The sequence below is a fragment of the Pedobacter sp. ASV1-7 genome (genome assembly GCF_040203335.1).
Classification (GTDB): Bacteria; Bacteroidota; Bacteroidia; order Sphingobacteriales; family Sphingobacteriaceae; genus Pedobacter.
Genome location: NZ_JBEHBV010000001.1, coordinates 694,492 through 708,168, shown reverse-complemented (window position 1 = coordinate 708,168; position 13,677 = coordinate 694,492). Strand labels below are relative to the sequence as shown.

The 13,677-nt window shown below is 36.7% G+C and carries 15 protein-coding genes; 5 read left to right on the top strand and 10 right to left on the bottom strand.

Annotated elements, in window-relative coordinates; all coding sequences use genetic code 11:
- Nucleotides 1-146: 146 nt before the first annotated feature.
- Nucleotides 147-1,757 (bottom strand): glycerol-3-phosphate dehydrogenase/oxidase, encoded by a 1,611-nt coding sequence (locus ABDJ41_RS03115; RefSeq protein ID WP_349784726.1) that lies wholly within the window; start codon nt 1,755-1,757, stop codon nt 147-149.
- A gap of 200 nt (nt 1,758-1,957) precedes the next feature.
- On the opposite strand from ABDJ41_RS03115, the gene ABDJ41_RS03110 reads away from it, so the two are divergent.
- The gene (locus ABDJ41_RS03110) at nt 1,958-2,722 is read left to right on the top strand and encodes a DeoR/GlpR family DNA-binding transcription regulator (RefSeq protein WP_349784281.1); all 765 of its coding nucleotides are present in this window, start codon (nt 1,958-1,960) and stop codon (nt 2,720-2,722) included.
- A gap of 23 nt (nt 2,723-2,745) precedes the next feature.
- Here ABDJ41_RS03110 and ABDJ41_RS03105 read toward each other — a convergent pair whose 3' ends face one another.
- The 6 genes from ABDJ41_RS03105 to ABDJ41_RS03080 all read right to left on the bottom strand — a co-directional run bounded on the left by ABDJ41_RS03105 (nt 2,746) and on the right by ABDJ41_RS03080 (nt 9,140).
- Nucleotides 2,746-3,717: a polyprenyl synthetase family protein gene (locus ABDJ41_RS03105; RefSeq protein WP_349784280.1), complete on the bottom strand. Its 972-nt coding sequence runs from the start codon at nt 3,715-3,717 to the stop codon at nt 2,746-2,748.
- A gap of 6 nt (nt 3,718-3,723) precedes the next feature.
- Entirely contained in the window at nt 3,724-5,139 is a 1,416-nt protein-coding gene (locus tag ABDJ41_RS03100) for an MBL fold metallo-hydrolase (RefSeq protein ID WP_349784279.1), read from the bottom strand.
- Nucleotides 5,140-5,210: 71 nt separating this feature from the next.
- Complete coding sequence (locus ABDJ41_RS03095; RefSeq protein ID WP_349784278.1) at nt 5,211-6,227, bottom strand: asparaginase; 1,017 nt, start codon at nt 6,225-6,227, stop codon at nt 5,211-5,213.
- 2 nt (nt 6,228-6,229) lie between these two features.
- Complete coding sequence (locus ABDJ41_RS03090) at nt 6,230-6,997, bottom strand: TatD family hydrolase (RefSeq protein ID WP_349784277.1); 768 nt, start codon at nt 6,995-6,997, stop codon at nt 6,230-6,232.
- 91 nt (nt 6,998-7,088) lie between these two features.
- A complete protein-coding gene (locus ABDJ41_RS03085) occupies nt 7,089-8,072 on the bottom strand; it encodes an FKBP-type peptidyl-prolyl cis-trans isomerase (protein ID WP_349784276.1) in 984 nt (327 codons plus the stop codon).
- A gap of 57 nt (nt 8,073-8,129) precedes the next feature.
- Nucleotides 8,130-9,140, bottom strand: coding sequence for a DHH family phosphoesterase (locus ABDJ41_RS03080; RefSeq protein ID WP_349784275.1), 1,011 nt, complete (start codon nt 9,138-9,140; stop codon nt 8,130-8,132).
- Nucleotides 9,141-9,283: 143 nt separating this feature from the next.
- On the opposite strand from ABDJ41_RS03080, the gene ABDJ41_RS03075 reads away from it, so the two are divergent.
- Together ABDJ41_RS03075 and bamJ are read left to right on the top strand one after the other, a co-directional pair.
- Nucleotides 9,284-9,703, top strand: a complete 420-nt coding sequence (locus ABDJ41_RS03075) for a nucleoside-diphosphate kinase (protein ID WP_349784274.1) — start codon at nt 9,284-9,286, stop codon at nt 9,701-9,703.
- A 117-nt stretch (nt 9,704-9,820) separates the two neighbouring features.
- Nucleotides 9,821-10,567 (top strand): BamJ family beta-barrel-assembly machinery protein, encoded by a 747-nt coding sequence (gene bamJ / locus ABDJ41_RS03070; protein WP_349784273.1) that lies wholly within the window; start codon nt 9,821-9,823, stop codon nt 10,565-10,567.
- A 36-nt stretch (nt 10,568-10,603) separates the two neighbouring features.
- Here the strand turns inward: bamJ and ABDJ41_RS03065 are convergent, their stop codons facing one another.
- Genes ABDJ41_RS03065 through recF form a run of 3 tightly spaced genes read right to left on the bottom strand, consistent with a single transcriptional unit; the run spans nt 10,604 to nt 12,190 of the window.
- Nucleotides 10,604-10,765: a hypothetical protein gene (locus tag ABDJ41_RS03065; RefSeq protein ID WP_349784272.1), complete on the bottom strand. Its 162-nt coding sequence runs from the start codon at nt 10,763-10,765 to the stop codon at nt 10,604-10,606.
- A gap of 38 nt (nt 10,766-10,803) precedes the next feature.
- Nucleotides 10,804-11,094, bottom strand: coding sequence for a DciA family protein (locus tag ABDJ41_RS03060; protein ID WP_349784271.1), 291 nt, complete (start codon nt 11,092-11,094; stop codon nt 10,804-10,806).
- A complete protein-coding gene (gene recF, locus ABDJ41_RS03055) occupies nt 11,087-12,190 on the bottom strand; it encodes a DNA replication/repair protein RecF (protein ID WP_349784725.1) in 1,104 nt (367 codons plus the stop codon). Before recF ends, ABDJ41_RS03060 begins: the two co-directional genes overlap by 8 nt.
- A gap of 203 nt (nt 12,191-12,393) precedes the next feature.
- Here recF and ABDJ41_RS03050 point away from each other — a divergent pair, with 203 nt between their 5' ends.
- The gene (locus ABDJ41_RS03050; protein ID WP_349784270.1) at nt 12,394-13,065 is read left to right on the top strand and encodes a tetratricopeptide repeat protein; all 672 of its coding nucleotides are present in this window, start codon (nt 12,394-12,396) and stop codon (nt 13,063-13,065) included.
- Nucleotides 13,066-13,162: 97 nt separating this feature from the next.
- Nucleotides 13,163-13,654, top strand: coding sequence for a 6,7-dimethyl-8-ribityllumazine synthase (gene ribH, locus ABDJ41_RS03045; RefSeq protein ID WP_349784269.1), 492 nt, complete (start codon nt 13,163-13,165; stop codon nt 13,652-13,654).
- Nucleotides 13,655-13,677 lie beyond the last annotated feature (23 nt).

Genomic DNA, 13,677 nt, shown 5'->3' with positions numbered 1-13,677 from the left:
GGTTTACGTTTTTTTTATTCTCATCATTCCAAAACATGGGTATAATCTGCTCCATTTTCCTTACAATATTTCGTTTTATTTCGAATCTTTCATTTGCTGCAAATATCAAGGTTGCAATATTAAACCCATGTTAAGTCTTAGTTAAGTTAGGCGGTTGCTTTAACTCCAGATTGATCAAATCCTTCTTTTACCGGTTTATATAATAAATATTGTTTAACCAATGCTGTAAACTCTTCTACCTGAGCATTGACCCACTTGTCATCTTTCTCCAGTTCTGCAGCCATTACTCTTGCTACTGAAGGAGCAAGTGTAAGCGCTCCCTTTGCATCCAGAAATAATAAACGCATCCTGCGGGAAAGCACATCCTCAATAGTACGTGCCATTTCATTTCTAACCATCCAAACGACTTCTGCTTTCGCATATTTAAATCCGGCATGCAAAGCCTCTCCCAATTCAGGATTGCTTTTTATAAGATTTCGAATTCCGTCAGCATCAGCACCATATAAACTAAGAGCTCCATCTTGAATTTCTGACATATAGCCATGAATCTTAACGTCTTGCGTTATACATTTTTTTGCTGCAAGCTTACCTAACTCAATTGCCTTATCCACCACATCCATTGCCATTCTTCGATAAGTGGTCCACTTTCCGCCTGTTATTGTAATTAAGCCAGATTCACTAATGATCAGCTTATGACTTCTTGAAATCTCCTTTGTACTATTAGTATCCTTACCTGGAGCAGCCAACGGGCGCAGGCCTGCAAATGCAGCAAGCACATCATTCCTGGTTGGTTCTTTAGTAAGATATTTTCCTGCAGTAGTTAATATAAACTCAATCTCTTCGTCCAAAGGTTTTGGCTCTAAAGAATGTTCATTCAGAGGAGTATCAGTTGTACCGACTAATACCTTTCCATGCCATGGCACAGCGAACAAAACACGACCATCCGGAGTTTTTGGAATCATCAAAGCACTATCCCCTTTTAAGAAAGAAGGATCAAGTACTACATGAGCACCTTGACTCGGGCGAACTATAGCTCTGCCAGATGGCACATCCATCTTCAGAATTTCATCCACAAAAACACCAGTAGCATTAATTACTACTTTTGCTTTTAATGTATAGCTCTTCTTAGTTTCAATATCTATAAAACTTACACCATTTACAATTCCATTCTCTTTCGTTAAATCAGTAACCTTAGTATAATTTAACAAAACACCTCCATATTCAGCCGCAGTTTGCGCAAGGTTCAAGGCTAATCTGGCATCATCAAACTGCCCGTCACTATAACTCACCCCACCAATCAAACCCTCTGGTTTCAACCCAGGTATAGCGCTCAACACCTTTGAAGCTGACAAGAACGAAGATTTTTTAAAACCACTCTTTCCAGCCAGCAAATCATAAAGTTTTAAGCCAATCAGGTATTTATATTTAGATAAAAACGAATAAACAGGAATAATAAACTCCTGATCTTTAACTAAGTGAGAGGCATTTTTCAATAATAAACCGCGCTCATGTAAAGCCTCATATACCAATGCAACATCACCCTGCGCCAGATAGCGAACACCACCATGCACTAATTTAGTACTACGACTTGAAGTTCCTTTTGCAAAATCAGATTGTTCAAGTAATAAGGTACGATAACCTCTACTGGCTGCATCAACAGCTGTTCCTAACCCTGTTGCCCCACCTCCAATAATAATAACATCCCAATCTACTTGTTTTTCTACCTGACTAATAAATGATTCGCGTTTAAACACCATTTTGTTTCTTTTCAATTTTAAATATCAATATTTCGTAAACTTTCGTTTTCAATATCAAATATAATAAAACGAAACTAAAAAAAGATGAATATTAAAAAAAACAAATTAGTAATATTATTTTTTTAACATTAAGTTTGCTAAAAGGCGCATTTTGAAATTAAAAATAATGCCTATATTACCTCATAGATATAGATACACAAATGATTAACATAGCTGAAAGACATCAATATATTTTAAATAAAATTCAAACAGACGGCTCAATAGACGTCCAATCGCTCTGCAAAAAACTAAACGTTTCGTCCGTAACTATCCGTAAGGACCTGAAACTACTCGAAGACAAAAATCTATTATTTAGAACGCATGGTGGTGCCACATTAAACAATCCATACACCGTAGACAGGCCTGTAAATGAAAAAGAACATTTACAATCGGCTGAAAAAATGAGAATAGGTGCCTTAGCAGCAGGCCTAATTGAAGACAATGATTCTATTATTATTGCTTCCGGAACAACTGTTCTTGCCATGGCACGTTGCATCAAGCCAAAAGGCAGCTTAACGGTACTTACCTCAGCATTAAATGTAGCATTAGAATTACTTAACCATGCCGATGTAGAAATCATTCAACTTGGTGGTCTGGTAAGAAAGAGTTCTGCATCTGTTGCAGGTCCGTATTCAGATAATGTTTTAGGCAATGTTTTTTGCAGCAAATTATACCTGGGGGTTGATGGGATAGATCTTGAATTTGGCTTGACTACAACCAGCGCTTCCGAAGCGCACCTGAACAAACAAATGATTGAATCCTCACAGAAAGTAATTGTATTGGCAGACTCAACTAAATTCGGAAAACGCGGCTTTGGCAAAATCTGTGGAATTGAAGCAGTAGACCACATCATAACAGACTCAGGAATTCCTGATCAGGTAAAAAAAGGATTAGAGAGCCACGGCATAAAGGTGTCTATTATTTAATAACAGACATCTAACACGGAAACTTACTTTTTACGCTCCGTAGTATATCGTACCAATTGCTCTAGTCCAGTCCTTGCGTCACCTGGCTCAAAACTATGCAGGATGTCAAAAGCTTCTTGTTGGTATTGAGCCATCTTTTCATTAGCATAATGTACTCCTTCCTTTGCGTTTACAAAGTCAATGATTTCCTGTATTTTTTCTGGTTCCTCATTATGGTTTTTCACCAGGTTAATGATTCTTTTCTTTTCAGCTTTCTCAGATCTGTTTAAGGCATAAATAAGAGGAAGCGTTACTTTCTTTTCTTTGATATCGATACCCAGTGGCTTGCCTACATCGTCGGTTCCAAAATCAAAAGTGTCGTCCTTAATCTGAAAAGCGATCCCTACTTTTTCGCCAAACAACCTCATTTTCTCTATCGTTTCCTCATCTGCACCTGCTGAAGCGGCTCCACAAGCACAACAAGAAGCTATAAGCGAAGCAGTCTTTTGCCTAATGACATCAAAGTAAAGTTCTTCACTTATATCCATCCTCCTTACCTTTTCAATCTGCAACAACTCTCCTTCACTCATTTGTTTTACTGCTTCAGAAACAATTTGCAATAAGCGGAATTCAGAATTATTCACAGAAAGTAGCAAGCCTTTTGCTAATAAATAATCACCAACTAAAACGGCAATTTTATTTTTCCATAGTGCATTAATAGAAAAGAACCCACGTCTTTCATAAGCATTGTCCACCACATCGTCGTGGACAAGGGTAGCAGTATGTAATAACTCTACCAATGCCGCTCCTCTATGGGTCGACTCAATAATACCTCCACATAATTTAGCAGCAAAAAAAACAAACATTGGCCTTATCTGTTTCCCTTTACGTTTTACGATGTAATGAGTAATCCGATCCAACAATGGTGCATCACTATGCATAGAAGCTTTAAACTTCTCCTCAAAGGCATCTATTTCTGCTGCTATAGGCAGCTTTATCTGATTTATTCCTGGCATCTTTTATTAGGCTTTCATCGCTTTAGAAGGACAGGCAAAATCAGTCCGTTTTAAACTTGTATTTTTTATAGCACCATAACCACCGGCAATATCAATCACATGATCTACCCCTCTTGCTTTGAGAATAGATGCAGCAATCATAGAGCGGTAGCCACCAGCACAATGAATATAATATGTTTCCTTTTGATTGATTTCATTCGTCCAATCATTTATATAATCAAGTGGACGTGTCATTGTCAACTCCAGGTGTTCTGCTTCATATTCTCCAGGCTTTCTCACATCAAGCGCCTTGATAGCTGAATTTGCTTTAGCTATTCGCTCAAACTCATCAGCAGAAATAGACATTATACTATCCACATCTTTTCCCTCTTCTTGCCAAGCTTCGATTCCTCCTTGTAGATAACCTATCGTGTTATCATAACCTACTCTTGCCAACCGCGTAATCGCTTCTTCTTCTTTGCCTGCATCAACAATCAGTAATAAAGGCTGCTTTAAATCCGTAATCAATGCGCCAACCCAGGGGGCAAATTGCCCGTTCAGTCCAATATTAACAGAAGAGGGTACAAAAGCTTTAGCGAACACTTGTGGATCACGTGTATCCAGAATCAATGCACTTGTTAAATTAGCCATACTTTCAAACTCAGATGGAGTTAAAGGCTTAAGTCCTTTTTCAAAAACATCATCCACACGATCATATCCATACTTATTCATCGCAGCATTCTTTGCAAAATATTGTGGAGGGGGCAAAATACCATCAGTAACCTCCTTTACAAACCGCTCTTTTGATGTTGCTTTAAGTGCATAATTTACTTGTTTTTGATTACCAAGAGTATCAAACGTTTCTTTACTCATACTTTTGCCGCAAGCAGATCCTGCTCCATGTGCTGGATAAACCAACACATCATCAGGCAACCCCATGATTTTGCTGTGCAAAGAGTCATATAAAGTACCCGCCATGTCTTCTACAGTTTGATCCCCTTGCTGCGCAAGATCTGGTCGACCAACATCACCTATAAATAAGGTGTCGCCACTAAAAATGCAATAAGCTTTTCCATCTTTACCTGTAAGGAGATAAGTAGTAGATTCTGGTGTATGCCCGGGTGTATGTAATGCCGTGATGGTCAGCTCTCCAATTTTAAACTGCTCACCATCTGTAGCAATGTAAGATTTAAACGAAGTTTTGGCTGTTGGTCCGTAAACAATTTCTGCCCCAGATTTCTCTGCCAGATCAATATGTCCCGAAACAAAATCAGCATGAAAGTGTGTTTCAAAAATATACTTGATTACTGCATTGTCCTTTTTAGCTCTTTTAAGATAAGGCTCAACCTCACGCAAAGGATCTATAATTGCAGCCTCTCCATTACTTTCAATGTAATAAGCAGCCTCAGCTAAACATCCTGTATAAATTTGCTCTATTTTCATTAGTCTTTCTTATTGATCCACAAATTTAAGATTATAAACCCTGCACAAAAAACAAATGGATAAGTTTTACTTTAAGCGGTCAATTCCCCTCGAAGCGACAGCTCCATTAGTTTAGCAACTTCGGTTTTATTGTGTCCTTGCCCCATTAAATACATCAGCTTTGTAATAGTAGCTTCGAAAGTCATATCGTACCCACTAATTACTCCCATTTGCTGCAATTCTTTACTTGTTTCATATTTACCAAGCTCTACAGATCCACGTTGACATTGAGAAATGTCGACAATAATTTTACCACTATTGACCGCTTCTCTTAAGCAATTGATAAACCATGGAGCTGTAGTTGTATTTCCAGAACCAAAGGTTTCCAAAACAATTGCATCTACCGGCGAATGTGTAATGGCCATTACCGCTTGTTGTGATATTCCCGGATACATTTTCAATACCCCAATATTCGAATTAAAGTCCAATAGCACTTCTAATTCCTTTTCAGGCTGAGGTAATATATAATTCTTGAAGAAATTCAAATGCACACCTGCCTCCGCCAATATGGGATAATTTGGAGAACGGAATGCTTCAAACTTCTCAGAGTTGTATTTAATAGAACGATTGCCCCGAAATAATTGCGAATCGAAATAGATACAAACTTCTGGGACTTTAGCTTTCCCATGGAGTTTCATAGCTGCAATTTCCAAAGCCGTGATCAGGTTTTCTTTTGCATCAGTTCTGATTTCACCAATAGGCAATTGAGAGCCTGTAAGAATAACAGGCTTGCTTAGATTTTGCAGCATAAAGCTCAACGCAGAAGCTGTAAAAGCCATCGTATCTGAGCCATGCAAAATTACAAAACCATCAAATTCATTATACCGGGTATGAATCAGCTTTGCTAATTCTGCCCATATAACCGGATGCATATTTGATGAATCCATAATCGGATCAAAAGAATGTACTTCCAGTTCATAATTCAACCTGGCCAATTCTGGCACATTCTGTTGTATCTGCTTAAAATTAAAAGGAATTAAGGCGCCGGTATCGGTGTCATTTACCATACCTATAGTTCCCCCTGTGTATATAATGAGTATTTTGGTCATTGTTAAATCTTAAAAATACTAATAGAATTTGCAGTAGTAACAGCTGCTATTTCTTCAATACTGGTTTCATAAATTTCGGACAGCTTCTGAGCGATATGTACCAAATAACTGCTTTCGTTTGGCTTACCTCTATAAGGAACTGGTGCCAGATAAGGCGAATCTGTTTCTAAAACAAGATTAGCCAATGGCACTTGCTTCAAAACCTCATCCAATCCAGCCTTTTTGTAAGTCACAACACCTCCAATACCTAAATAGAATCCAAGTTCAATTGCTTTATTAGCTTGTTCAAGATTTCCGGTAAAGCAATGCAAAATTCCTCTTAAGTGACTATCCCTTTCAGATTCCAATATTTCAAAAATTTCATTAAATGCTTCCCTGCAATGAATTACAATTGGAAGATCAAGATCTTTTGCCCATTTAATCTGCTCACGAAAAGCTGCTTGTTGAAAAGCGAGTGTACTTTTATCCCAATAAAGGTCTATACCAATCTCACCTATGGCATAAATATCTCTATCAACCATACTCTGGCATATTTCATCTAATACTTCTTCATAATTTCCCTTTACATCACAAGGATGTAAACCAGCCATGGCAAAGCAGTTTTTAGGATACTTTTTTACCATACCATCAATTTTTGCAATTGATTCAACATCAACATTAGGCAAAAACAAACGCTCAACCTTGTTGTCAAAGCAACGTTGCATGAGCTCATCAAGTTTATCCACATCTGTTTCATAATACAAATGGGTATGGGTGTCTGTAAAAAGCATTGGCGAAGTTAACAAAAACCATCGGAGCTAAACAAATAAAAAACCCGGTACGCATAAGCACACCGGGTTTCTCTATAATTTATTCAGCTTTCTATGGAGCGACTGGTGCAATTGTAGCACCTGTCTGACCAGCAACTGGTTTTTTAATGTCTGATAACTCAACCTCAAATACAAGCGGAGAGAAAGGACTAATACCACCCTGAGGCATACCACCTTCACCATAAGCAAGGTTTGAAGGAATGATTAAAGTGATTTTTCCACCCTTACCAATCAATTGTAAACCTTCATCAAATCCAGGTATTGCTCTTCCTAAAGTTATTGGACGAGGACCGTATTGAGCCATTGCATTGAATTTACCTGATGCTTTAGCAACTTTCTCATCTGAAGTATCGAAAATATTGTCTTTACCATCAGATTTCTTAGTTGTTAATTTACCAGTATAGTTAACCATCATAGTATCACCTAAAGCAGGTTTTACAGCATCTCCAGGCTTGCTGATTACATATTGTAAACCAGAAGCAGTAGTTGTAGTTTTCAGGTTATTATCTGCGATGTATTTTTTGATTTTACCAGCTTCAGCACCTTTTTTCTTGTCCATGGTAGTTTTGTAATCCTTTTCAAAGAAATCTCTTGCTTTGGCCTGGAAAGTAGAATCAGCCTCATTAGCACCTTTAGCCAATACTTTTTCTACCTTAACAGTAAACACGATATATTTATCTTTTGTACCTGCAGGTTTTGGCTGACCAGAACGAGCTGCCATAGTATCAAGATCTAACTTAAATGTAGCACTATCACCTTCTCCAAACAATGTCAATACATCATTCATATCACCATCATACATTTTCTTAGCAACTGGGAATACCTGAGGCTGCTCCATATCCCATGTATTGAACATCACAGAATCTTTTTCACTTTTCTGGATGAAGTTCAATTTAACGATATCACCTTCTTTAATTTTTGCACCACCGCCATCTTTGTGGATGATATACGACAGGCCTCCCGGACCTTTTTTATAATTGTTACAAGCAGCTAACCCAAGTGTTGCCGCGAAAAGAATTAAGATACCTTTCTTCATGTGTTCTTTAAAATTATACTTTTTATATGTTTATTTTCTATAGTTAAACGCTACTTATTATTGTAGCAATTGGTTTTTATATTCTAATAAAAGTGCTTTAAAATCCAGCACCGTATCTTCTAAATTCTTTTCAGAAACACCTCCAGCGGCATTTCTATGTCCACCGCCGTTAAAGTATCTCTTACAAATCTCATTCGCAGGAAAATCCCCTTTGGAGCGCAAAGATAATTTAACTTTATCAGTTCTTTCAATAATAAATGCAGCCAATTTAATACCATTAATTGACAATGCATAATTTACAATACCCTCGGTATCACCTGTCACAATATTAAACGTTTTCAACTCCTCTTTACTTACCTTAATAATTGCTGTATTAAACTCTCTGAGTATTTCTAGTTTTTCACTTAAACAGTGACCTAAGAAACGTAAACGGTTTTCAGTTGCATTATCGTATACCAACTGATGAATTCTCCAATGTTCTGCACCAAGATCAATCAAATCAGCAGCGATGCGATAAACAGCAGCATTAGCAGATTCAAACCTGAAAGACCCTGAATCTGTCATGATTCCCGTATATAAACAAGTAGCAATATCCTTGTTCATCATTGCACCATCTCCTAATTCATTTACAATAAATTCATAAACCAACTGAGCTGCAGCGCAAGCATTTATATTCCAGTGACGATAATCATCAAAATCCTCTGGATCCAAATGATGATCAATCATAATCTTATAAGCATCAGATGATCTAACCAATTCGCCAAGCTCATTGATCCTGCCAAGACTATTAAAATCAAGACAAAAAACAAGCGAAGCTTCTGCTACCAGTTTTGCTGAACGCTCCTGTTCCTCCGTATAAATAATCACATCAGCATTATTAGGAAGCCAATGCAAAAAATAAGGGTAATCTGTAGGTGTAATCACTTTGACATGATGCCCCTGTTGAATCAAATAAGCATACAAACCTAAAGATGAACCCATTGCATCACCATCAGGTTTATGATGAGTAGTAATTACAATTTTCTGTGGCGTTGCCAGTAATGATTTTATTTCTGAAATTGATAGCATAACTTTCGCAGCAAAGCTAATAATTTAATGATAATTGAAGCCAATAATATTTCGACCTCTTTAAGCAAGATTTTAAAGGTAATAAATCAGGTCTTTAATATTAACAGTATAAAATGTAATTTTGCAAAAAATTAAAAATCAAGATGAGTACAAACAGAACATTTACCATGATTAAGCCTGATGCGGTTGCTAATGGCCATATTGGTGCAATCATTAATGATATTACTACTGCAGGTTTTAAAATCATAGCATTAAAATACACTAAACTAACTGCAGAAACAGCTGGTGAGTTTTATGCAGTTCACAAAGAACGTCCTTTTTATGCTGACCTTGTAAGCTTCATGTCTTCAGGGCCAATCGTGGCTGCAATCCTTGAAAAAGACAATGCAATTGAAGATTTTAGAAAATTAATTGGGGCTACGAATCCTGCTGAGGCAGCTGAAGGCACAATTCGTCAGAAATACGCAAAATCAATTGATGCAAATGCTGTTCACGGTTCAGATTCTGATGAAAATGCACAAATTGAAGGTGATTTCTTCTTTACTTCTGCAGAACGTTTCTAAGCACATTAGATTTCGTCATCATTATTCTCATGGCGAATCAAATATTAAATAAGCACCTCAAAAAAGGTGCTTATTTTTTTGTAAAGTTTGTACCTTTCGACCACAACAATAAAACAAATGAAAAAGACTCTAATAACTTTAATGCTTCCGCTTTGCGCTCTTACCTTAAATGCACAGACAAAAGCGCCGGTAAAAAAAACAACGACAGTAAAGAACCCGACAACATCTGTAAAAAAAACCAGTACAGCAGGACAAATAGCTTTCAAGTCGACGTTAGACTCTGCAAGTTATGCCTTTGGCAATACCATGGCAACCAGCATGAAAAATGACGGATTAGGCAGTTTAAACTATGACTTATTGGTAAAAGGATTAAAAGACGCTTTTGGCGGAGCAACTCCCTTAATCTCTAAAGAAAAGGCCCAGGCAGCAATAAGCAATTTATTTATTACTGTCAGCAAACAAAAACATGCACCTGCAATTAATGAAGGCAAAGCCTTTTTAGAAAAAAACAAATTGCAATCAGGTGTACAGGTTACTGCAAGTGGTTTACAATATCAGGTGATCAACAGAGGAACCGGAATCCGACCAAAAGCTACAGATACGGTATTAGTAAACTATAAAGGGACATTACTCAATGGAAAACAATTTGATAGCTCTTATGACAGGAACGAACCTCTGGAATTACCTTTAAATGGTGTAATTGCAGGTTGGACAGAAGGGGTTCAACTTATGCAAACCGGATCAAAATACAAATTCTTTATTCCTTATAACCTTGCATATGGAGAACGTGGTGCTGGTGCAGATATCCCTCCATACAGTACTTTGATATTTGAAATTGAATTACTAAAAGTAAACGGAAAATAACCGATATAAAACCATTGTCATAGTTTATTGTTAATTCTATACATCAAAACTAAAATCTATGACTGTAAAAAGGTATTTTCCATTGGCAATTATTGCTTTCCTTTCCACTACTCTTATGAGCTGCGAACTTGTCCAGGGCATCTTTAAAGCAGGCGTATGGACGGGTATAATTATAGTAGTGCTGGTACTTGCACTCATTATATGGTTAATAAGCAGAATTTTTGGCGGATAGCCGCTTAAAGAAAAACAAGATCAGTAATCACTTCAGAACCGGCTCGTTCATTAATTTTTTGAATGATGCCGGTTCTCACCATTAAAAGCTCATTCTTAATTACCGAAGATTCAATCCTTACGAACAGTTTCTTTTGTGAAACATAAATTTGCGTAGTACGGTTCGCAATAGCTTTCCCCATCAAATCAGGCCATAAAGCCACAACTGATGTTTCATCAAACTTACCTTTCAACTTATAAACATTCAGCAACTTACCGATACCTTCTTTTAATGTAATGTCATTAGGTTTACGCATGATTTATTCCCCCGTTATTAACCTCAAATAAGGTAACTGGCACATCAATTTTATTAAATACTGCCAAAACCCGTTCTCTTCCCGTATCTGTAATGAAGATCTGACCAAAATCATGATGTGAAACCATTTCCATCAGCTTATGCATCCTATTGTCGTCCAGTTTATCAAAAATATCATCCAGTAATAACAAAGGCTTAAACCCTTTATACTTCTGAAGATAAGCATATTGCGCCAACTTTAAGGCAATTAAAAAAGATTTCTGCTGTCCTTGGGAACCAAACTTTTTCAAAGGCATATCCGCAATCGTGAAAATTAAATCATCTTTATGAATTCCTGTTGTAGTTCTTTCCAGAACTTTATCTTTTTCTATAGATTGTAACAGTAGTTGCTCAAAAAACGTATCATGAAGCTGGCTCTGGTACTGTAAGCTTACCTGCTCCTTATCATTAGTTAAAAACTGATAATACTTATCAAATAATGGAATAAACTCCAGCATAAACTGCTTTCTCTTCTCATAAATCTTAACCCCAGAGGCGACTAGCTGTTCATTATAAATCTCTAATAATGTCGGATCATAACTACGTGTTAGCGCAATTTGTTTGAATAATGCATTCCGGTTCAAAAGATGACGGTTATACATAATCAGTTCATCCAGGTACTGTATATCCGTTTGCGAGATCACATTGTCCATAAAACGCCTGCGTTCTTCACTTCCCTCCATAATAATATTGGTATCATAGGGAGAAATCATCACTAAAGGAAATAACCCGATATGATCAGCCAGTTTATCGTACTCTTTTTTATTCCGTTTAAATTGTTTCTTCTGATTGCGTTTTACTCCACAAGTGATTTTCTCATTCTTTTCCTGCCTTTCAAAATCTCCTTGAATCAGAAACAACTCATGACCTGTTTTTATTTGCTGCGAATCGATAGGATTAAAATACCCTTTACATAGGCATAAATAATGAATAGCATCCAATAAATTGGTCTTACCAGCTCCATTATCACCTACAAAGGCATTTACAGTTTCAGAAAAACTAACATTTGCATCTGTATAGTTTTTAAAATTAAGAAGAGTAATGTTTTTTAACCACATAGTATCTGTAGCCAAAGTTACCGTTTAGCTTTGTTAATTCTATGATTTGTTTTCTGCAATGCTTGAGGTTTTATCTCAATTTATTAACCTTTCTATTGGTTCTGATTAACGATCAGTTCATTAAATTTATTAAATACTTTTAAAAGAGGTTGATACTTTGATGTAAAAATGTATTTTTGCAGTCCTTAATTTTTTAAAATAAAATGTCTACAACAGAGAAAGAAATAAATCAGCCGGTAAGAAAGGGTTCTTTTTTAGAAGAAAATTCGAAAAGCCTTTTGTTCATTGCAGGTGCAATTGTAGTATTAATTGGTGTATATTTCTGGTATCAGAATGTATACCTGGATAACAGAGCAAAGGAAGCTTCTGCTAAAATGTACAAAGCAGAACAATACGTTGGAGCAGCTGATTCATTGGCAAACAAAGCCATTAATGGCGAAGGTGGTTACCCAGGTTTAGAGAAAATTGCAGACGAGTATGCCAATACAAAATCAGCAAACCTTGCAAACCTATACCTTGGAGGTATTTATTTACGTAAAGGTGATTATAAAAAAGCTACAGAAGTTTTAGGAAAATATGCTGAAACTGGAAGTGCTGTTGCAGATCCATTAGCTCTTGGTTTATTAGGTGATGCCTATAGCGAGCTAAAAGATTTTAAACAAGCGGCAACTTATTATAAAAAAGCAGCTGATAAAGCAAGTAACAAATTCACTTCTCCTATGTTCCTTAAAAAACTAGGTTTGGTATATGAAGCACAAAAAGAATTCAAAAATGCTGAAGAGGCATATACTAAGATAAAAACTCAGTTTCCTGAAAGTCAGGAAGCTACTATGATTGACGAGTATATTGCGCGTGTGTCAGTACAAGTGAAATAAAAAACAGCTTAAAGTTTTATGAAAAGGTTAACCGATGGTTAGCCTTTTTTTGTGCGTTATCATCAAACCTTTCTGAAATTTTATCTAAGTTTGCAACATGGCAACTCAATTAAAGAACCTCTCCGATTTTTCACATACGACGATCCCAAACGGTAATGCTTACAAATTTGCAATTGCGGTTGCAGAATGGAATGCTGAAGTTACAGGCAGCCTTTATAATGGAGCATTAGAGACACTGCTTAAACATGGTGTATCAGCAGACAATATTATCTCAGTAGCTGTCCCTGGTAGCTTTGAACTTACTGCAGCAGCAGAAATCCTTTTACAAAAACATAAAAACCTTGATGGTGTGATCTGCCTAGGTTGTGTAATCCAAGGAGAAACTAAACACTTTGATTTTATTTGTGATGCTGTAGCTAATGGTATTACGCAAGTAGGCATTAAACATGCTAAACCGGTTATATTTGGCGTATTAACAACTAATGACCAAGAGCAGGCTTTGGATAGAGCCGGAGGAAAGCATGGCAATAAAGGTGATGAAGCTGCAATTACTGCATTAAAAATGGCAGAACTTAGCGCAACAGTATAACAATTTTGATTATCGTGCTAAAA

Excerpts from the sequence above, each read along its gene's own strand:
- recF (WP_349784725.1), bottom strand. The coding sequence starts at position 12,190 with ATGTGGTTAAAAAACATTACTCTTCTTAATTTTAAAAACTATACAGAT.
- ABDJ41_RS03105 (WP_349784280.1), bottom strand. The coding sequence starts at position 3,717 with ATGCCAGGAATAAATCAGATAAAGCTGCCTATAGCAGCAGAAATAGAT.
- bamJ (WP_349784273.1), top strand. The coding sequence starts at position 9,821 with ATGAAAAAGACTCTAATAACTTTAATGCTTCCGCTTTGCGCTCTTACC.
- ABDJ41_RS03080 (WP_349784275.1), bottom strand. The coding sequence starts at position 9,140 with ATGCTATCAATTTCAGAAATAAAATCATTACTGGCAACGCCACAGAAA.
- ABDJ41_RS03050 (WP_349784270.1), top strand. The coding sequence starts at position 12,394 with ATGTCTACAACAGAGAAAGAAATAAATCAGCCGGTAAGAAAGGGTTCT.
- ribH (WP_349784269.1), top strand. The coding sequence starts at position 13,163 with ATGGCAACTCAATTAAAGAACCTCTCCGATTTTTCACATACGACGATC.
- ABDJ41_RS03090 (WP_349784277.1), bottom strand. The coding sequence starts at position 6,997 with ATGCTTTTTACAGACACCCATACCCATTTGTATTATGAAACAGATGTG.
- ABDJ41_RS03060 (WP_349784271.1), bottom strand. The coding sequence starts at position 11,094 with ATGCGTAAACCTAATGACATTACATTAAAAGAAGGTATCGGTAAGTTG.
- ABDJ41_RS03100 (WP_349784279.1), bottom strand. The coding sequence starts at position 5,139 with ATGAAAATAGAGCAAATTTATACAGGATGTTTAGCTGAGGCTGCTTAT.
- ABDJ41_RS03075 (WP_349784274.1), top strand. The coding sequence starts at position 9,284 with ATGAGTACAAACAGAACATTTACCATGATTAAGCCTGATGCGGTTGCT.
- ABDJ41_RS03110 (WP_349784281.1), top strand. The coding sequence starts at position 1,958 with ATGATTAACATAGCTGAAAGACATCAATATATTTTAAATAAAATTCAA.
- ABDJ41_RS03065 (WP_349784272.1), bottom strand. The coding sequence starts at position 10,765 with ATGAGTGCAAGTACCAGCACTACTATAATTATACCCGTCCATACGCCT.
- ABDJ41_RS03115 (WP_349784726.1), bottom strand. The coding sequence starts at position 1,757 with ATGGTGTTTAAACGCGAATCATTTATTAGTCAGGTAGAAAAACAAGTA.
- ABDJ41_RS03095 (WP_349784278.1), bottom strand. The coding sequence starts at position 6,227 with ATGACCAAAATACTCATTATATACACAGGGGGAACTATAGGTATGGTA.
- ABDJ41_RS03085 (WP_349784276.1), bottom strand. The coding sequence starts at position 8,072 with ATGAAGAAAGGTATCTTAATTCTTTTCGCGGCAACACTTGGGTTAGCT.